The organism is Bradyrhizobium sp. ERR14 (genome assembly GCF_014198235.1).
Taxonomy (GTDB): domain Bacteria; phylum Pseudomonadota; class Alphaproteobacteria; order Rhizobiales; family Xanthobacteraceae; genus Bradyrhizobium.
Window position 1 is genome coordinate 990349 of sequence record NZ_JACIHD010000001.1, and the last position, 19599, is coordinate 1009947.

Annotated in this window: 18 protein-coding genes; 3 read left to right on the forward strand and 15 right to left on the reverse strand. The window is 64.5% G+C overall.

Going from position 1 to position 19599, the window contains the following annotated elements; translation table 11 throughout:
• The first annotated feature begins 185 nt into the window (after positions 1 to 185).
• From GGD62_RS04930 to GGD62_RS04940, 3 genes are all read left to right on the forward strand, one after another.
• On the forward strand, positions 186 to 2609 hold the full coding sequence (locus tag GGD62_RS04930; protein ID WP_183707354.1) for a PAS domain S-box protein: 2424 nt from the start codon (positions 186 to 188) through the stop codon (positions 2607 to 2609).
• The gene (locus tag GGD62_RS04935; RefSeq protein ID WP_092256941.1) at positions 2606 to 3271 is read left to right on the forward strand and encodes a response regulator transcription factor; all 666 of its coding nucleotides are present in this window, start codon (positions 2606 to 2608) and stop codon (positions 3269 to 3271) included. The genes GGD62_RS04930 and GGD62_RS04935 overlap by 4 nt, the downstream gene beginning before the upstream one ends.
• 86 nt (positions 3272 to 3357) lie before the next feature.
• Positions 3358 to 3744 carry a response regulator transcription factor gene (locus GGD62_RS04940; protein WP_183234364.1) on the forward strand — a complete coding sequence of 129 codons (387 nt, stop codon included), beginning with the start codon at positions 3358 to 3360 and terminating at the stop codon, positions 3742 to 3744.
• A gap of 53 nt (positions 3745 to 3797) precedes the next feature.
• Here GGD62_RS04940 and GGD62_RS04945 read toward each other — a convergent pair whose 3' ends face one another.
• From GGD62_RS04945 to GGD62_RS05015, 15 genes are all read right to left on the reverse strand, one after another.
• Positions 3798 to 4769 (reverse strand): tripartite tricarboxylate transporter substrate binding protein BugD, encoded by a 972-nt coding sequence (locus tag GGD62_RS04945; protein WP_183707356.1) that lies wholly within the window; start codon positions 4767 to 4769, stop codon positions 3798 to 3800.
• Positions 4770 to 4982: 213 nt separating this feature from the next.
• On the reverse strand, positions 4983 to 6224 hold the full coding sequence (locus GGD62_RS04950; protein WP_018320296.1) for a threonine synthase: 1242 nt from the start codon (positions 6222 to 6224) through the stop codon (positions 4983 to 4985).
• 211 nt (positions 6225 to 6435) lie between these two features.
• Positions 6436 to 7857, reverse strand: coding sequence for a dihydrolipoyl dehydrogenase (gene lpdA / locus GGD62_RS04955; RefSeq protein WP_183707358.1), 1422 nt, complete (start codon positions 7855 to 7857; stop codon positions 6436 to 6438).
• A 17-nt stretch (positions 7858 to 7874) separates the two neighbouring features.
• On the reverse strand, positions 7875 to 8108 hold the full coding sequence (locus tag GGD62_RS04960) for a hypothetical protein (RefSeq protein ID WP_018320294.1): 234 nt from the start codon (positions 8106 to 8108) through the stop codon (positions 7875 to 7877).
• Positions 8109 to 8130: 22 nt separating this feature from the next.
• A complete protein-coding gene (locus GGD62_RS04965; RefSeq protein WP_183707360.1) occupies positions 8131 to 9483 on the reverse strand; it encodes a pyruvate dehydrogenase complex dihydrolipoamide acetyltransferase in 1353 nt (450 codons plus the stop codon).
• 62 nt (positions 9484 to 9545) lie between these two features.
• Positions 9546 to 9998: a nucleoside deaminase gene (locus tag GGD62_RS04970; protein WP_183707362.1), complete on the reverse strand. Its 453-nt coding sequence runs from the start codon at positions 9996 to 9998 to the stop codon at positions 9546 to 9548.
• A 2-nt stretch (positions 9999 to 10000) separates the two neighbouring features.
• A complete protein-coding gene (locus tag GGD62_RS04975; RefSeq protein WP_018320291.1) occupies positions 10001 to 10303 on the reverse strand; it encodes a DUF5076 domain-containing protein in 303 nt (100 codons plus the stop codon).
• A gap of 3 nt (positions 10304 to 10306) precedes the next feature.
• Positions 10307 to 11692, reverse strand: coding sequence for a pyruvate dehydrogenase complex E1 component subunit beta (locus GGD62_RS04980; protein WP_183707363.1), 1386 nt, complete (start codon positions 11690 to 11692; stop codon positions 10307 to 10309).
• Between the two features lie 29 nt (positions 11693 to 11721).
• Entirely contained in the window at positions 11722 to 12744 is a 1023-nt protein-coding gene (gene pdhA / locus GGD62_RS04985; RefSeq protein WP_018320289.1) for a pyruvate dehydrogenase (acetyl-transferring) E1 component subunit alpha, read from the reverse strand.
• Positions 12745 to 13012: 268 nt separating this feature from the next.
• Complete coding sequence (adh, locus tag GGD62_RS04990; RefSeq protein ID WP_018320288.1) at positions 13013 to 14530, reverse strand: aldehyde dehydrogenase; 1518 nt, start codon at positions 14528 to 14530, stop codon at positions 13013 to 13015.
• 259 nt (positions 14531 to 14789) lie between these two features.
• Positions 14790 to 15749 (reverse strand): GAF domain-containing protein, encoded by a 960-nt coding sequence (locus tag GGD62_RS04995; protein WP_183707365.1) that lies wholly within the window; start codon positions 15747 to 15749, stop codon positions 14790 to 14792.
• Positions 15750 to 15966: 217 nt separating this feature from the next.
• Complete coding sequence (locus tag GGD62_RS05000; RefSeq protein WP_018320286.1) at positions 15967 to 16284, reverse strand: septum formation initiator family protein; 318 nt, start codon at positions 16282 to 16284, stop codon at positions 15967 to 15969.
• Positions 16285 to 16474: 190 nt separating this feature from the next.
• Positions 16475 to 17026 carry an NADPH-dependent FMN reductase gene (locus GGD62_RS05005; protein WP_018320285.1) on the reverse strand — a complete coding sequence of 184 codons (552 nt, stop codon included), beginning with the start codon at positions 17024 to 17026 and terminating at the stop codon, positions 16475 to 16477.
• Between the two features lie 291 nt (positions 17027 to 17317).
• Positions 17318 to 18316: an MBL fold metallo-hydrolase gene (locus GGD62_RS05010; RefSeq protein WP_092256965.1), complete on the reverse strand. Its 999-nt coding sequence runs from the start codon at positions 18314 to 18316 to the stop codon at positions 17318 to 17320.
• A 120-nt stretch (positions 18317 to 18436) separates the two neighbouring features.
• Entirely contained in the window at positions 18437 to 19570 is a 1134-nt protein-coding gene (locus GGD62_RS05015) for a zinc-binding dehydrogenase (RefSeq protein WP_092256967.1), read from the reverse strand.
• Positions 19571 to 19599 lie beyond the last annotated feature (29 nt).

Genomic DNA, 19599 nt, shown 5'->3' on the forward strand with positions numbered 1-19599 from the left:
CTATACATAGGTTTGGCCGTAGTTTTGCGGACCTCTGCCCGCCCGCGCAACGAGACGGAGCAACGCGCGCAAGCTGCACGGCAACCGGGAGTTTTGCCGGCAATCCGACTTTGGTCGGAGCCAATTGCCCCTGTTCGGGCAAAGTGCTCTACTCGCCTTGACGCTGGCGCGCCGGGACGCTTGCGATGATGCCTGGCCAGATCACGAAAATCGGGACTTCGGCCGCACAATTCCTGCTCGGCGGCCTTGCGGCGCTTCGATCATTCGGCAACGGCGAGAAGGACCGGTCCGCGGTAGCTGAGGCCTCGCGGCAGAACGCCGATCTGCGTGACGCCATGAAGCAATGGCGCGAGGTGTTCGAGCACAACCCGGTCATGTACTTCATGGTCGATCCGGCCGGAACGGTGCTCAACGTGAATACGTTTGGCGCCGCACAACTGGGCTACACGACGGCGGAGCTGATCGGCCAATCCGTGCTGAACGTCTTCTTCGAGGAAGACCACGACTTCGTTCGTCAATGCGTCGCTTTGTGCCTCACGACCGTGGACCAGTCGCATACCTGGGAGATTCGCAAGTTCCGGAAGGACGGGTCGGTGCTCTGGGTCCGCGAGAACGCCAAGGCGATGTTGCGCGGCGACGGCACGCCGATCCTGCTGGTCGCCTGCGAGAACATCACCCAGCGCAAGGAGACCGAGGATGCGCTGCGACAGAGCGAGGCCTACCTCGCCCAGGCCCAGGAATTGAGCCACACCGGCAGCTTCGGCTTGAACCTCGCCACCGGCGAGGCGGTCTGGTCGAGGGAGACTTTCCGCATCTTCCAATGCGACCCTGCGACGAAGCCGACCCTGAACTTCGCCTTTCAGCGCATCCATCCGGAAGATCGCGACACAGTCCGCAGCACCCTTGATCGGGCCTACCGGCTGGCGGAGGATTTCGACCACGAATACCGCCTGCTGATGCCCGACGGATCGATCAAATATCTCCATTCCGTGGCGCGCGCCGTGCGGCACCCATCCGGGCGCATCGAGTTCGTCGGAGCGGTGACCGATGTCACGATTGCGAAGGAAGCGGAACAGAGGCTGCGTCGCAGCGAAGCCTATTTGGCCGAAGCCCAACGCCTCAGCCAGACGAGCAGCTGGGCCTGGGACGTTCATCGTCAGGAGTTCGCCTACCGCTCGACTGAACTGTACCGACTGTTCGGGTTTGAGCCGGACCAGACCGATGTCCCGGCCCGGGCTTTTCAGCAACGTATCCTGCCGGAGGACTTTCGGCGGATTGTCGAGGTGGAACGTGAAGCTGTCAGGCAAAAGCAGCCCTTCCAGATCGACTTCCGGATTGTGCGCCCCGACGGCTCGATCAGACGCGTCCACAGCGAGGGACATCCTGTGATCGGCCGCGACGGCGAGGTGATGGAAATCATCGGCACGCACGTGGACGTCACCGAGCAGTTCGCGGCGAAAGATGCGCTGCATAAGGCGTTCGACGAGCTCAAGACATCCGAACAGCGATTCCGCGACTATGCCGAAACCGCATCCGACTGGTTCTGGGAGACCGGGCCGGACCACCGCATCACCAGGATATCGGAGCATGCCGAAACCTCCAGCGCGGCGCCGAAGGGCCTGATCGGCCTGACCCGCTGGGACATTCCGCCCGACGCCGAGTTCGAGCCGGAGAAATGGGAGCAGCATCGCGCGGCGCTCGATGCCCACGTTGCGTTCCGCGATCTGATCTACCGCAGCAGGGATGGCAACGGATCTCCAATCTACGTTCGGACCAGCGGCAAGCCTTTCCATGATGCGGCAGGCAATTTTCTCGGCTATCGCGGCGTCAGCAGCGACGTCACGGCGGCAATCCGCGTCGAGCAGGCGGAAGAGGCGCTGCGCAAGGCGCAAGGCGAGCTCGCCCACGTCACCCGCGTCACGACGCTCGGCGAACTGACCACCTCGATTGCCCACGAAATCACCCAGCCCATTGCCGCGGTGATCTCCAATGCGGACGCTTGCATCGCTTGGCTTGACCGCGACCCCGCCGACCTGAAGGCCGCGCGCCGTTCCGCAGAATGGATTGTCGAGGACGCCAACCGGGCAAGCGAGGTGATCCGCCGGATCAGAGCGCTTGCGAAGAAGACCGAGATCGAAATGGCTCCACTCGACATCAACCAGGTCGTCAGGGAGGCAGTGGCGCTGGTTCGGCGCGAGCTCGCGATCCATGCGGTGTCGGTGCGAATGGAGTTGGCGTCCGACCTGCCCAGGATTTGCGGCGACCGGATCCAGCTGCAGCAGGTGCTGATCAACCTGGTGGTGAACGGCATCGAAGCCATGCATGCCAATGTCGACCGCCCGCGCGAGCTGGCGATCCGCTCGAGCCGGACGGACGACGATCGCCTGCTCCTCACCGTGACGGACCGCGGTGTCGGCCTTGGCAAAGACGTCAAGGAACGCATCTTCAACCCCTTCTTCACGACGAAATCGGGCGGTCTCGGAATGGGACTCTCGATCTGCCGATCGATCATCGAGGCTCATGCGGGCCGGCTTTCGGCCATTCAAAATGAAGGGAGTGGTGCAACATTCCAGATCGCCCTGCCCTTGCCACACAAGGACACGTCGTGACTGATCATGCCAAGCAGGCCCAGGCGAGCGCCGCTGATCCGATCGTCCTGATCGTCGATGATGATCCGTCGATGCGCCGTGCGCTCACCAATCTCTTTCAATCGGTCGGTCTCAAGGTCGAAGCCTTCAGTTCGGCGGCGGAGATCATGGAAGCCAAACCGCCTGCGGTCCCCAGTTGCCTCGTGCTCGACATCCGCCTGCCAGGCTTGAGTGGCCTCGACCTCCAGGCGGACCTCGCTAAAGCCAATATTCACACGCCCATCATCTTCATCACCGGTCACGGCGATATTCCCATGACCGTAAGAGCCATGAAGAGTGGTGCCGTCGATTTTCTGACCAAGCCGGTGCGCGACCAGGACATGTTGGATGCGGTGCAGGCTGCGATCGAACGCGATCGCAAGCGGCGCGATGCCGAGCAGTCGATCTCGGGCGTGCGATCCCGTTACGAGGGGCTGACGGCGCGCGAACGCGATGTGCTCGCCCTGGTTGCATCCGGCCTGATGAACAAGCAAGTCGCCGCCGAGCTGGGATTGGCTGAAATCACCGTGAAGATCTATCGCGGCCAGATCATGCGGAAAATGGCAGCGAAGTCGTTGGCGGACCTCGTCAGAATGACCGACGCGCTCGGAATCCCGCGCAACAGGGGTCATCTGCAAACCTAAGTATGCTTTCCAATCTCGCTCCGGTGGCCCACCTTCCCCAAGCGGCTGAATCGCGGCCGGCGGCTCCCCGTGCAGGAGCGATCATATTGTCAGCGTCTTCGATCATTTCCGTCATTGATGATGATCCCTCCGTTCGCCTTGCGACGAACAACCTCCTGACGTCGCGCGGGTACACGGTCTACACCTTTGGCTCGGCTCACGAATTTCTCCAATCCGCCGAACTTGAGACGACCTGCTGCGTGATCACGGACGTGCAGATGTCGGTCATGAGCGGCGTCGAGCTGTTGACGCATATGCGCGGTCTCGGGCACGTCACGCCTTTCATCTTCATGACGGCTTTTCCGGACGAGTCCGTACGCGACCGCGCACTGAGGGCCGGCGCGACCTGCTTTCTCGCCAAGCCGTTTTCAACGCCGGCCCTGATGCAGTGCCTGGAGACCGCACTGTCGGAGCCCGGTGACGCCACGATGTGATGCGGCGGCGCCGGATTCCCACGCCAGGACAGGCCTGCGGCCATGCGACGTGCTCAATCCACCTTGATGTTCGCCGCCTTGATCATCGGCCACCATTTGGCGATCTCGGCCTTCTGGCGGGTGCCGAGCGCTTCCGGCGTGAGCTGATCCTTGGGCGTCATCTCCAGCCCCTGGCTTTCGAGCTGCTTCTTCACGGCGGGATCGTTCAGCGCCTCCACCGCCGCAGCATTGAGTTTGGCAACGATTTCCTTGGGAGTGCCCTTCGGCACCCACATGCCCGACCACAGCGTCATGTTGAAGCCTTTGAGCCCCGCCTCTTCCGCTGTCGGAATCTCCGGCGCCGAGGACAGGCGCTTGTCGTCGGTGACGGCATAGGCGCGGATGGTGCCGGCGCGGACCTGGGCAATCGAGTTGGAGGTCTGGTCGACGATGACGTCGATCTGACCGGCGATGAGATCGTTCAGCGCGGGCGCCGTGCCGCGATACGGCACGTATTGCAGCTTGATGCCGGAGACGCTCTCGAAATAGACGCCGGCGATATGGCTGCCGGAGCCCGCGCCGGCGGTGCCCGCTGTCGGCGGCGACGGGCGTGACTTCAGCCATTCGATCAGCTCTTTCAGCGACGTCGCCGGCACAGCGTTCTTACTGACGACGATCATCGGATTGCTCGGCAGCAGCACCACCGGCTCGAGGTCGGCCACGAGGTCGTATTTGAGCTTGTAGACGGCGCCATTGGCGACGTGGGTGCCGAGATGGCCGAAGGAGATGGTGTAGCCGTCCGGCGGCGATTGCACGGCACGGCCGACGCCGATCGACCCGCCCGCGCCGGTGACGTTCTCGACCACGAGGGGCTGGCCGAGCGCAGTTCGCATCCGCTCGGCGAGCACACGCGCCATCGCATCCGACGGGCCGCCGGCCGAGAAGGGCACGATGATGGTGATGGGACGGGAGGGATAGTCATCGGCGCGCGCGGCGCCGGTCACAGTGAGAATAGCAAACAGCGCAGCCCAGACGGCCTTCGTCATTGTCTTCTCCCCAGCGATGTCGTTCTTGTTTTTCTTCACCTCGCCCCGCTTGCGGGGAGAGGTCGGAATTCGCGCGTAGCGCGGATTTCGGGTGAGGGGGAGTCTCCGCAAGTTCAGCTGTCACCGCCCCCGCGGAGACTCCCCCTCACCCCAACCCTCCCAGCGCGAGCGAAGCTCGTCGCGCCCCCGCAAGCGGGGCGAGGGAGAAGCAAGCTAGAACTGCGTGTAGTCGATCGGCTTGTGACGGTCGAGCGTGCGGGTGACCGGCGGCAGCGGGTATTTCAGGCCGGTCGCGCAATTGAACAGCATGACGCGGTCATCCTTCGAGACGCGGCCGTCGGCGAGGCTGTCCTTGTAGGCGGCGTAGGTGGCGGCGCCCTCGGGGCAGAGCAGCAGCCCCTCCTCGCGCGCGACCTCGTTCAGCGCCGACGAAATCTTGTCGTCGTCGACCGCGATGGCAAAGCCCTTACTCTCGCGCACCGCGCGCAGGATCAGGAAATCGCCGATCGCCTGCGGCACGCGGATGCCGGACGCGATGGTGTGAGCGTCCTCCCAGCGCGTCGCATGCTCGGTGCCGGCGTCATAGGCCCGCACCATCGGCGCGCAGCCGGAGGCCTGCACCGCGACCATGCGCGGGCGCTTCGAACCGATGAAGCCGATCTTCTCGAGCTCGTCGAACGCCTTCCACATGCCGATCAGGCCGGTGCCGCCGCCGGTCGGATAGAAGATCACGTCGGGCACGTCCCAACCGAGCTGCTCGGCGAGTTCGAGGCCCATCGTCTTCTTGCCCTCGATGCGGTACGGCTCCTTCAAGGTCGAGGTGTCGAACCAGCCGACTTTTGCCTTGCCCTCGCCGACGATCTTGCCGCAATCATCGATATAGCCGTTGACGCGGTAGACGGTCGCGCCCTGCAGCTCGATCTCGCTGACGTTCACCTCCGGCGTATCGGCCGGGCAGAAGATCGTGGTCTTGATGCCGCAGGACGTCGCATAGGCCGCCAGCGCCGCGCCGGCATTGCCGTTGGTCGGCATCGCCATGTGCTTGATGCCGAGCGCCTTGCCCATCGACACCGCCATCACGAGACCGCGCGCCTTGAACGAACCGGTCGGCAGCCGCCCCTCGTCCTTGACGATGATCTCGCCGCCGCCGAGCTTCTTGCCGAGCTTCGGCAGCCGGATCAGGGGCGTGGTGACTTCGCCGAGCGAGACGATGTCCTTGCACTTGCGCACCGGCAACAGCTCGCGGTAGCGCCACATGTCGCCGGGCCGCTGCGCGAGCGCGTCCTTGGTCAGCGCCTTCTTTACGCCAGCGAGATCATAGCGGACGAGCAGCGGCTTGCCGGCCTTGGAGAGATTGTGGACCTGGTCGGCCGCGTAGTGATCGCCCTCCATCGCGCATTCGAGATGGGTGACGAAGGTCGGGCGTTCGATGGTGAGGTTGTCGTTGTCGTGCATGGGTTCATTCCCTCTTCTTGTTTTCGTATTTCTCTATCAAACCCGTCACCCTGAGGCGCCGGAGCGAAGCGAAGGCCTCGAAGGGCGACGAGCCCGGCTGCTGCAGCTCGGCCGTTCATCCTTCGAGGCTCGGCCAGCAGTGCTATGCACCGCTGGCCTCGCACCTCAGACTTACAAGGATGACGGGTCCCACAGACCGCCGGCTCATCCATCAGATATTCAACACCCGCCCATACGCATCCAGCACGGCTTCCTTCATCATCTCCGACAGGGTCGGATGCGGGAACACTGTGTGCATCAGCTCTTCTTCCGTGGTCTCCAGGTTCATGGCGACGACGTAGCCCTGGATCAGCTCGGTCACTTCAGCACCGACCATGTGGGCGCCGAGCAACTGGCCGGTCTTCTTGTCGAAGATGACCTTGACCAGGCCCTGGTCCTCACCGAGCGCGATCGCCTTGCCGTTTCCGACGAAGGGGAAGCGGCCGACGCGAATCTCCCGGCCGCTCTCCTTGGCCTTGGCTTCCGTCAAACCAACGGACGCGACCTGCGGCTGGCAATAGGTGCAGCCCGGGATCAGGTTCTTGTCCATGGGATGCGGATGCAGGCCCTTGATCGCCTCGACGCAGATCACGCCCTCATGTTCGGCCTTGTGGGCGAGCATCGGGGGCCCCGCGACGTCACCGATGGCATAGATGCCGGGGACGTTGGTCTTGCCGTAGCCGTCGATCACGATGACGCCGCGGTCGGTCCTCACGCCGATTTTTTCCAGGCCGAGATTCTCGATATTGCCGACGACGCCGACCGCCGAGATCACGCGCTCGAACTCGGTCGTGACAGGCTTGCCCTTGCCATCGTCGATGGTGGCGACGACGCTGTCGGCCTTCTTCTCCAGCTTGGTCACCTTGGTCGAGGACATGATCTTGATGCCCTGCTTCTCCAGCCGCTTGCGCGCAAGGCCTGCGATCTCGGCGTCCTCGACGGGGAGGATCTGCGGCAGCACCTCGACTACCGTCACGTCCGAGCCCATGGTGTGGAAGAACGAGGCGAACTCGATGCCGATCGCGCCGGAGCCGACCACCAGCAGCGATTTCGGCATCTTCTCCGGCACCATGGCCTCGAAATAGGTCCAGATCAGCTTCTTGTCGGGCTCGAGCCCGGGCAGCACGCGCGGCCGCGCGCCGGTGGCGAGGATGATGTGCTTGGCCTGGTAGCTCCCCTCGCCCAGCGTGCCCTTCGGCGCCTCGACGTCGGACTTCTTCACGGTGATCTTGCCGGGCGCGTCGATCGAGGCCGCGCCCCAGATCACGCCCACCTTGTTCTTCTTCATCAGGAAGCCGACGCCGTCGTTCAGCCGCTTGGAGACGCCGCGCGAGCGCTGTACGACGGCCTTCGGGTCGAACGAGACCTTCTCCGCCGAGAGGCCGTAGTCCTTGGCGTGCTGCATGTAGTGATAGATCTCGGCGGAGCGCAGCAGCGCCTTGGTCGGGATACAGCCCCAATTCAGGCAGATGCCGCCGAGATACGACTTCTCGACGATCGCGACCTTGAAGCCGAGCTGAGCGGCGCGGATCGCGGTGACATAGCCGCCGGGACCGGAGCCGATGATGATGATGTCGAAGGATGTGTCGGCCATGGCGGCTCCCGTTCAACTCAAGAGGCGCCGCGGGCGCGGCGCTTGACCAGAAAAGACCTCACCAGCCATTCGAGCATCAGCGCCAGGACCATGACGGCCAGAGCAATGAGCACGATGGGCTGGGCGATGTTCCGTGCCAGCTGCTCGCCGGCAAAGAACGCAGAGTGCAGAAAATCGAGCCCGATCGGGTTGAGCGCGACGACGGCTCCGAGCAGCAGCGATATCCATGGCCAGCGGGTACGGACATGCAAAATTGCGCCCTCTGCCGCCGCGTCAGACCATCATCATGACGGGGTTTTCGATCAGCTGCTTGAACGCGCCGATCAGCTCGGCGCCGAGCGCGCCGTCGATAGCGCGGTGATCACAGGACAGGGTCACGCTCATCATGTGCGCGATCTCGATCTTGCTGCCGCGCACGACGGGCCGCTCCTCGCTGGTGCCGACCGCGAGGATGGTCGCATGCGGCGGGTTGATCACGGCGGTGAAGTGGCTGATGCCGTACATGCCGAGGTTGGAGACCGCCGTGGTGCCGCCCTGGTACTCCTCGGGCTTCAATTTTCGGGAACGGGCGCGCGCGGCAAAATCCTTCATCTCGTTGGAGATGGTGGACAGCGTCTTGGTCTCGGCCTTGCGGATGATCGGCGTGATCAGGCCGCCGGGCATCGCCACGGCGACGCCGACGTCGGAATGGTGGTGCTTGACCATGCCGCTTTCGGTCCAGCTGACATTGCAGTTCGGGATCTTCTGCAGCGCCACCGCCATCGCCTTGATGACGAAGTCGTTGACCGAGATCTTGTAGAGCGGCTTCTTCTCCTTGTCCTTCGGCGCGGCAGCGTTGATCTCCTCGCGCGCAGCGAGCAGCTTGCCGATGTCGCAGTCGATGGTCAGGTAGAAGTGCGGGACGTTCTGGATCGATGCGGTCAGGCGCTGGGCAATGGTGCGACGCATGCCGTCATGCGGGACGATGTCGTAGGAGCCGGGCTCGAACAGCGACAGGATCTGCTTGTCCGACATGGTGGGCGCGATCGAGGGCGCACCGGACGGTGCCGCGGCAGGCGCCTTGAGGCCCTTGCCCGACTTGGCCTGCTCGACGTCGCGCGCGACGACGCGGCCGTGCGGGCCGGTGCCTGATACCATCGCCACGTCGATGCCGGCGTCCTTGGCGAGACGCCGCGCCAGCGGCGAGGAGAACACGCGACCACCTTGGCCGTTGCTCTGCGCGGCCGGAGTTGCGGCCTGCGGCGCAGGTGCAGCAGCCGGCGGCGCGGCTTTGGGAGCGGCAGGCGCAGCCGCGGGAGCTGGCGCCGCAGCGGGAGCCTCAGCGGCTTTCGGAGGTGCGGCCGAAGCGCTGGGCTTGGCGGCACCCGCAGCCTTCACGTCCTCACCTTCGCCAGCGAGCACCGCGATCACGTCGTTGACCGGGACGTCCTGCGTGCCCTCGGGCACCAGGATCTTGGCGATCGTGCCCTCGTCGATGGCCTCGACCTCCATCGTCGCCTTGTCGGTCTCGATCTCGGCGATGACGTCGCCGGACTTGACCTTGTCGCCTTCCTTCTTCAGCCACTTGGCGAGGTTGCCCTTCTCCATCGTTGGCGAGAGAGCGGGCATCAGGATGTTGATGGGCATGCTGACCTCAAGAAGAACTTTGCAAAATGTCGCCTCCGACAGCGGAGACGAACAGACCAGGTTTAGTTGCCGATGTCGCCCTGCCACAGGCGCTCATTGGCAGGGATGGAACGCCAATTCTTCATCATGCTGATGGAGCGCTCGTCGGCAAGATCGATCCAGGGGATGCCGAACTTGTCGAGGATGTCCTTGGATCCCTCGAAAGTGACGGATTCCCCGATCACCACGAGCTTGACCTTGAACAGCCCCAGCGCGCCGGCGCACATCGAACATGGCGACAGCGTGGTGTACATGACCGTGTCGTGGAACGAGATCGCGCCGGCCTCGCGCAGGCAGCTCATCTCGCCGTGCAGGATCGGATTGTTCTCCTGCACGCGGTTGTTGTGGCCGCGGGCGATGATTTTGTTCTCGCGCGTCAGCACCGCGCCGATCGGCAGGCCGCCCTGCGCGATCGAAGCCTCCGCCTCGCGGATCGCCTCCAGCATGAAATCGAAATGATGGGATTCGATCGCCACGGTCAGTGTCCCTTGCCGCGCGGCGTCGTGGTGCCGGTGTCGGTGGGACGCTCGATCTCGGCCTGGAACATCTCCAGGATCCGGTTCAGCGCGTCCTCTTCGGTATATTCGCTCTCGCGCGCATAGGCGCGCGCGGCGTGGCGGGCGAGATCGACGAGCAGCAGCCCCCACATGTCGGGCTCCTCGAAGGCGCGCTGGAACGCCATCGACAGCCCGCCGTCCAGCACGAACACGCGCAGGATCTCGACCGCGTCGTCGCGGGTCATGACGTCGGGCGGAAGTGGCTGCTCCTTCGGGCCCGCCATGGTCTACCTGTAGCAGACGGCTTTGGCGGCCTCGACGACTTCTGCCGCCGAGGGCAGCGCGAGCTTCTCCAGGTTCGCGGCATAGGGCATCGGCACGTCCTTGCCGGAGACGCGCGCAACCGGCGCATCCAGATAATCGAAGGCGTTCTCCATGATGCGCGCGGCAATCTCGGCGCCGACGCCGCTCTGGGCCCAACCCTCTTCCACCGTGACGGCGCGCCCCGTTTTCTTCACCGAGTTGATGATGGTCTCGGTGTCCATCGGACGCAGCGTGCGCAGGTCGATCACCTCGGCCTCGATGCCCTCCTTGGCGAGCTCGTCGGCCGCCTTCAGCGCATAGGTCATGCCGTTCGACCAGGAGATGATCGAGACATGGCTGCCAGAACGCACGATGCGGGCCTTGCCGATGGGGATCACGAAATCGTCGAGCTTGGGCACCTCGCCGGTGTGACCGTAGAGCACCTCGTTCTCGAGGAAGATCACCGGATTGGGATCGCGGATCGCGGCCTTGAGCAGGCCCTTGTAGTCGGCGGCCGAGAACGGCGCGACGACCTTGAGGCCCGGGACGTTCGAGTACCAGGCCGAATAATCCTGGCTGTGCTGGGCGGCGACGCGCGCGGCCGCACCGTTCGGCCCGCGGAACACGATCGAGCAGCCCATCTGGCCGCCGGACATATAGAGCGTCTTGGCCGCGGAGTTGATGATCTGGTCGATCGCCTGCATGGCGAAGTTGAAGGTCATGAACTCGACGATCGGCTTGAGGCCCGTCATCGCGGCGCCGACGCCGACGCCGGCAAAGCCGTGCTCGGTGATCGGGGTGTCGATGACGCGCTTGGCGCCGAACTCCTGGAGCAGGCCCTGCGTGACCTTGTAGGCGCCCTGATATTCGGCGACCTCTTCGCCCATCACGAAGACGTCGGCGTCGCGGCGCATCTCTTCGGCCATGGCATCGCGCAAGGCCTCGCGGATGGTCTGCGTCACCATCTCGGTGCCCGCGGGCACTTCCGGATCGGGCTCGGTGACGGCCTGCGGCGCAGGAGCGGCCTTGGGTGCGGGCGCCTCGGCCTTCGCCGCAGCGGGCGGTGCGGACTCGGCAGCCTTCTGCGCGGCCGGTGCAGGCGCTTTGGCAAGATCGGCGGCGCTTTCGCCGTCGGCGAGAATGGTCGCGATCGGCGTGTTCACCGCGACGTCGGCGGTGCCCTCGGGGATCAGGATCTTGCCGAGCGTCCCCTCGTCGGTCGCTTCGACCTCCATGGTCGCCTTATCGGTCTCGATCTCAGCGATGACATCGCCGGACTTGATCGTCTCGCCCTCTTTCTTCAGCCATTTGGCGAGGTTGCCCTTCTCCATCGTGGGCGACAACGCGGGCATCAGCACTTGAATTGGCATATCGACTCCAAAAGAAAGCTTGCGCGCGTTCAGCGGTAAACGTCGGTCCAGAGCTCGGCGGCATCCGGCTCGGGATCATGTTGGGCGAAATCGGCGGACGCGTTGACGATGTCGCGCACCTCGGCGTCGATCGCCTTGAGATCGGCCTCGCCGACCTTGGCGGCCAGGAGGCGGTTGCGCACCTGCTCGATCGGGTCCTGGTCGTGGCGGACCTTCTCGACCTCCTCGCGTGTGCGATATTTTGCAGGATCGGACATCGAGTGGCCGCGATAGCGATAGGTCTGCATCTCCAGGATGAAGGGACCCTTGCCGGCGCGGCACCAGGCGGCGGCTTCGTCGCCGGCGGCCTTGACGGCGCGGACGTCCATGCCGTCGACCTGCTTGCCGGGAATGTTGAAGGACGCGCCGCGCTTGGAGAAATCCTGCTGCGCCGAGGCGCGCGAGACCGAGGTGCCCATGGCGTAGCGGTTGTTCTCGATGACGAAGATCACCGGCAGCTTCCAGAGCTCCGCCATGTTGAAGCTCTCATAGACCTGGCCCTGGTTGGCCGCGCCGTCGCCGAAATAGGTGACGCTGACATTGTCGTTGCCGCGATAGTGATTGGCGAAGGCCAGACCGGTGCCGAGCGAGACCTGGGCGCCGACGATGCCGTGGCCGCCGTAGAAGTGCTTCTCCTTGCTGAACATGTGCATGGAGCCGCCCTTGCCCTTGGAATAGCCGCCGCGGCGGCCGGTGAGCTCGGCCATGACGCCGTTGGCATCCATCCCGGTGGCAAGCATGTGGCCGTGGTCGCGATAGCCGGTAATGACCTGATCGCCCTGCTTCAGGGCCATCTGCATGCCGACCACCACGGCCTCCTGGCCGATATAGAGGTGGCAGAAGCCGCCGATCGCGCCCATGCCGTAGAGCTGGCCGGCCTTTTCCTCGAACCGCCGGATCAGGAGCATGTCGCGGAGCGCCTTGAGCTCCTGCTCCTTCGTGAATTCCGGGGGCGAACCGCCGTCGGTCTTGTCCTGTGGAGTGCTTGCGGCGGCTTTCTTGGGTGCGGCCATGGGAATTCCGGGTCAGAGAAAACTTTCGTCCTCTCTAACCCAACTCAAACGCCCTTGGAAAGCACCGCAGCGGCATGGCACGACTTTCATTATGCCGCAGTGCAACGTGGCCGAAATATTGGAAAATCTTTGGCGCTGATCGGGCAACAAATCTATGCGCGCCACGTGCGCGTGCAGATTCGTGGCCGGATCAAGAACTATGGACCATGCCGATCCGGGCCTTCGGAGCGGACGGCGCCAAGATGGCGCCGCCCTCTCCGCACCTCGATCAGAAGAAGCCGAGCTTCTTCGGGCTGTAGCTGACCAGGAGATTCTTGGTCTGCTGATAATGATCGAGCATCATCTTGTGGGTCTCGCGACCGACGCCCGACTGCTTGTAGCCGCCGAACGCCGCATGGGCGGGATAGGCGTGGTAGCAATTGGTCCAGACCCGGCCGGCCTGGATGGCCCGGCCGAAGCGGTAGCAGCGGTTGGCATCGCGGCTCCAGACGCCGGCCCCGAGGCCGTAGAGCGTGTCGTTGGCGATCTCGAGCGCCTCCTCGTCGTTCTTGAAGGTCGTGACCGAGACCACGGGGCCAAAGATCTCCTCCTGGAAGATTCGCATCTTGTTGTGGCCCTCGAACACGGTCGGCTTGACATAGAAGCCGCCGGCGAGATCGCCGCCGAGCTCGGCACGTCCGCCGCCGGCGAGCACCTTGGCGCCCTCCTGCTTGCCGATGTCGATGTAGGACAGGATTTTTGCGAGCTGCTCGCCGGATGCCTGCGCGCCAATCATGGTGGCGGCATCGCGCGGGTCGCCCTGCTTGATCGCGGCGACGCGCTTCAGCGCCCGCTCCATGAAGCGGTCATAGATGTCGGCGTGGACCAGCGCGCGGCTCGGACAGGTGCAGACCTCGCCCTGGTTCAGCGCGAACATGACGAAGCCCTCGATCGCCTTGTCGAAGTAATCGTCGTCCTCGGCGGTGACGTCGTTGAAGAAGATGTTCGGCGATTTGCCGCCGAGCTCCAGCGTGACCGGAATGAGGTTCTGGCTGGCATATTGCATGATCAGCCGGCCCGTCGTGGTCTCGCCGGTGAAGGCGATCTTGGCGATGCGCGGGCTCGATGCCAGCGGCTTGCCGGCCTCAAGGCCAAAGCCGTTGACGATGTTGAGGACGCCTGGCGGCAGGATGTCGGCGATGATCTCGGCCCAGACCATGATCGAGGCCGGGGTCTGCTCGGCGGGCTTGAGCACGACGCAATTGCCGGCGGCGAGCGCGGGGGCGAGCTTCCAGCAGGCCATCAGCAGCGGGAAGTTCCAGGGGATGATCTGGCCGACCACACCGAGCGGCTCGTGGAAATGATAGGCGATGGTGTCGTGGTCGATCTCGCCGATCGAGCCTTCCTGGGCGCGAACGACGCCGGCGAAGTAGCGGAAGTGATCGATGGCGAGCGGGATGTCGGCGGCGCGGGTCTCGCGGATCGGCTTGCCGTTGTCCCAGGTCTCGGCGATGGCGAGACGCTCGAGATTTTCTTCCATGCGATCGGCGATCCGGTTCAGGACCGCGGCGCGCTCGGCGACGCTGGTACGGCCCCAGGCGCCCTTGGCGGCATGCGCCGCGTCGAGGGCCAGCTCGACGTCCTGCGCGTCCGAGCGCGCGATCTTGCAGACGACCTGGCCGTTCACCGGCGAGGCGTTGTCGAAATATTTGCCGGAGATCGGCGCGACGAATTTGCCGCCGATGAAGTTGTCATAGCGTTCGGCAAAGGGAACTTTGGTGACGCTGAGGAATTCCACCTTGTTCATTGATCACTCCCGATGTTTGCTGTTTGCGCAATTCGTCGCGTGACTCGCGACTTGCGCGGACGATGTCGCGGGAGGTGTTTTCTGTCAGCCCCGATGGGAGCGATGGCGGGGCCGACCTGTCGCAGTTCTGCGACAGTCGCGGGCCGCGTCACTCTCGCACCACGTCGCAAAAAGAGCGACGCGCTGCGTCCGGGCACGAGCCTGGAGTGCCGAGCGCGCGGCATCAACACCGCAATGATGATTGAGGTAGCAGCGCGGCTCAGTGGTTCAGTTCGAACCGCTTGAGCTTTCTGTGCAGCGTGGCGCGGCTGACGCCGAGGGCCTTGGCGGCCGCCGAGACATTGCCGCCGGCGCGAAGCAGCGCCCGCTGCACCACCGCGCGCTGCCCGCCGGCGAAATGATCGCGCGCGGTATCGCCGCCGAGCAGATCGGCCGCGGGCACCGGCTGCAAGGCCCGGCCCGGCGCGATTCCGAGCGCAGCCCGGGCGGAGCGGGTTGCGCCGATCACGAGATCGTCCGCATCGACCGCAATGAGGCCGCCGCATTGGCCGTCCGCAGCTTGGGTCAAGACGATGCGGGCATGGCTGAACGCCGTGCGGAACAGATCGGCCTCGATACGCTTGGCCGCCTCGCCCGTCGCAAGCGCGATCAGACTGGAAAACGCGTCGGTGCGATCGGCGCGGCAGGAGGAGACGTCGAGCACGCCCGCAAGCGCCGCTTCATGGTCGTAGATCGGAACGGCGGTGCAGCTCAAAAGCGTGTTGCGGGTGAAGAAATGCTGGTCGCGGTCGATCGTCAGCGGACGCTGCTCGACGAGGCAGGTGCCGATGCCGTTGGTGCCTTCGTGCTCCTCGCTCCAGAGCGCACCGGTCCACAGCCCCCAGGATTGAAACGTGGCATCGTCCGCCGCCGTGCCGCGACGATCGACCGGCACGCCCTCGCCGTCGGCGAGCAGCACGCAGCAGCCGCTCGCGCCGACGGCCTGATAGAGCCGGTCCATCGCGCCTTGCGCCGCCGCCAGCAGCGGCGCGATGCGCTCGCGCGCCTGATGCAATTCGGCTTCGGTCAGCCGCATCGGCGAGGTGCGGCCGCCGGGATCGAGATGATGCAATCTGGACGAACGGCGCCACGAGGCCACAAGCGCGGATCGTGCCGCCTGGCCTGACGCGATGGCGGCCTCGACACGGGCCGCGTGATGCCGGGGCATTGACCCATTCATCACTGTTTCCTCCGGATGACAGACTAGAACGCGCCGGCCCTGCCCGCTTGATCTGCGTCAACTTCGGAAGAGTGCCACCAGAAGCCATGGGCCCGCCGCGGCACTGCCGTCAAGGCGGAGACGAGGTTCCGGACTTACGACCTTCGCAGGAGGAAGGGCACTGTGGTCGGATTTCGGCAGCGGCTTTCGTTGTCGGTTTCGAAAGCTGCGGAAAGCGCTAATGCGCCGGGATCATCCGGACGAGATCGCGCGGATTAACGTAGTCGAGCTGGAAGCGCGCCCGCTCGTCCAGCATGTCGGGGTCGATCCGCTCGGACCGCAGCAGCGACACCCGCTGCTCGCTCCTGGCGCGCTCACGCTTGAGCTGGGCCAGTTCGCTGGTCAGCGCGATGATCTCCTGGTCGAGCTCCTGGCGGGCGTTGAGGCCGTATTTGCCGGTATAGGCGTTGACGCCGAAATAGCCGACGATGGCGGCCGCCATCGCGTAGAGGGCAAGACCGGTCAGGATCGATTTCAGGCGCGCGCGGGAGACCATCTTGGGAAGATGGGACAGGTTGGTTAAGGCGGTATTAATTGCCCCTGCCGCCGATCGTCATGCCCGGGCTTTGCCCCGCCTGCGCGGCCGAAGCCGCTTCGGCGCGGCGAAGGCCCGAGCATCGACGTTCTTGGTCCGCAAAGACGTGGATGGCCGGGACGAGCCCGGCCATGACGGAGCGTGTTTCGCCTCAGCCGTGGTGCTTGGTCACATGCGCGGCGAAGGCGTCGATATAGGCCTGGAGCACGGGCTTCAGCGAGTCCTTGGTGAGGTTACCTCCGGCGTCGAAGGCATCGCCGACCGCGTTCAGATAGATCTCCGGCTGCTGCATGATCGGGCCCGCAATGCCCGGCAGGATGTTCTGTAGAGTCTTTGCGGCGCTGACGCCGCCGAGCGGGCCCGGCGAGTTCGAGACGATGCCGACCGGCTTGCCGTTGAACGAGCTCTTGCCGTAGGGCCGCGAGGCAACGTCGATGGCATTCTTCAGCACGCCCGGGATGGCGCGATTGTATTCGGGGGTGACGAAGATGACGCCGTCCGACTTCTGGAGCTTGTCGCGGAAGGCCAGCCAGTCCGCGGGCGGCGCGCCCTCGAGGTCCTGGTTGAAGAACGAGATGCCGGCCGGCGTGACGACTTCGAGCTTGAGCGAGGCTGGCGCAAGCTTGGCCAGCGCATTGGCGATCTTCAGCGAGAAGCTGTCCTTGCGCAGGCTGCCGGCGATCGTGACGATGTTGTAGGCCATGGATTGTCCTTGAGGGCTTGAGCTGGAGTGCCGGGCGGCACTTAAGCGATCCGGATCATTTAATGCAAGTGCATGAACCGGCCCGATTTGGAAACGCTGTGTTTCGCGAAAGCAGATGTTTGGGACGTAGCCTGGATGGAGCGCGGCGCAATCCAGGACCCTGCCCCGGAGCTACGCTGGTCCCGGATTACGCTGCGCTCCATCCGGGCTACGATTGATCCGCGCCATTCGTTCCAAACAAATCAGGCCGCCAAGCGGCGGCCCGATCTTTCGCACGGACGGTAACCCCGATCAGATCGTCGGATTCCACGCCGACGGGACCAGGCGGTATTTGGCGCCGTCCTTCACGACATGACCGACCGCCGGGAACGTGAAGTGGAAGCCGACCACGGTCGCTTTCTCCGCCGCCGCCATGTCGTAGAACTTGTGGCGCGTCGCCTGCGCCATCGCTGCATCCATGTCGAAAATCACGTGCCAGTCGGGATTGCGCAGGAAGAATTCCGGGATGTTGGTGACGTCGGATTGGATCAGCACCTTGGCATCGCCCGATGCGACCGCGAACGAGGTGTGGCCCGGCGTGTGCCCCGGAGTTGCGATCGAGGTGATGCCCGGCGCGACCTCCTTGCCCCACTCGTACTTCGTCACCTTGGACTCGAGGCCAGCGAAGATCTTCTTCACGTTGGCGAAATTGTTCTTCAGCGCCTGATTGGACTCGGCCTTGGCAGCGTTCTCCTCACTGGCCCAGAACTCCCACTCCTTGCCGGGCACCATGATCTCCGCATTCGGAAAGGCCAACGCGCCGTCGGCCAGGCGAATGCCGTTGATGTGGTCGCCATGCATATGCGACAGCAGCACAACGTCGACGTTCTTGGGGTCGACGCCAGCAGCCTGGAGGTTCTGCAATGTGCGGCCGACAGCGCCTTTGCTCGCCTCGAGATTGGCAATGCCGTTTCCCGTGTCGATCAGGACGAGCTTCGAGCCGGTATTGATGAGCTGCGGGTTGAACGGAATCGTGACCATGCCCTTCGGCATGTAAGCCGCCTCACCCGCCGCCAGCGCCTCGTCCTTCGGTATGTTGGCGACGAACTTATCCGGCATCGGGAAGGTGCGCGCACCGTCATTGATCGAGGTGCACTCGTAGCTGCCGACCTTATAGCGATAGAAGCCCGGCGCTTGCGTGCCGGTCGGCGGCACTGAGGCATTGGCCGCGGTCGGCCCGAAGCCGGATACGGCAGCCGCACCGAGTGCGGCGGCGCCCGTGAGCAAATGACGGCGATTGAGATCAGTCATGGAGAGGTCCCCTTCTGAGCGCCCCGCGGTTTGTTCCGCGTTCAAATGGCGGCGGAATAATCTCCGGCTTCGCTCAGAAGGCAAGACCTTCCTTCGGTGACCTGCGGTCGCAGATCACGATTATTTATTTGGGTTGATGAGGAATTTTTCGCCGGTGGCGCGTTTGGCGTACACCGCGATGTTGGCGGGATCGAGCACCTCGGTCAGCGACACCACCTTGGTGTAGTGACTGGCGAAGGTGGTCTTGAGCTCGGACGCGACGCGCTGGCGCAGGCGACCGATCTCGGCCGGACCGATGTTCTGGAGAAACGGCGTCAGCAGCCAGCCGCCGACGCCCCAGGTCAGTCCGAACGACCGGCTCAATTCGGTCGGACGGTTGTCGAGGCTGCCGTAAATGTAGATCTGCTTGTACACGTTGGAGCCGTAGCGGCTGTATTCCTTCGCCGTCTTGTTGGCGGCAACTTCCATGGCGGTCAGGATCTGGCTGGCCAGCTTGCCGCCGCCGATGGCATCGAAGGCGATCGTGGCGCCGGTCTCGACCAGCGCATTGGTGAGATCGTCAGTAAAGCTCGGTGCGCTGGAATCCACGACGTGCTTGGCGCCGATCTTGTACAGGATATCGGCCTGCTCCTTGCTCCGGACGATGTTGACGAGGCCGATGCCGTCCTTGATGCAGATCTTGTTGAGCATCTGGCCGAGATTGGAGGCGGCGGCGGTGTGCACGAGCGCCTTGTGGTTCTCCCGCCGCATCGTCTCGGTCATGCCGAGCGCGGTCAGCGGATTGACGAACCAGGACGCGCCGTCCGCGGCCGTGGTGCCCGCCGGCAGCTCCATGACGTCGCGGACCTTCAGCACGCGGTACTGCGTGTACATCGCGCCGCCGATCATCGATACGGTCTTGCCCATCAGCGCCTTCGCAGCATCCGACGATCCGGCCCCGATCACCGTGCCGGCGCCCTCGTTGCCGACCGGCAGCGACTGATCGAGCCGGGCTCCCATCATCCGCATCGCAGCCTCCGGCATCGTCGCGGTGATGACCGGCATCTCCTTCGTGCCGGAGGCCTTGGCGGCCGACATGTCGGCGGGCCCGATCAGGAGTCCAAGGTCCGACGGGTTGATCGGTGTCGCCTCGACGCGAACCACGACCTCATCGTCGGCCGGCTCCGGGGTCGGGACATTCACGAGGGACAATTCCAGCTCGCCGCTCTTCTTCAGCAGCGAACGCAGTTGCAGTCCGGTCTTGCCGTCGCTCATGTCGATCCTCCCCTGTCCGTCTTTTCTCG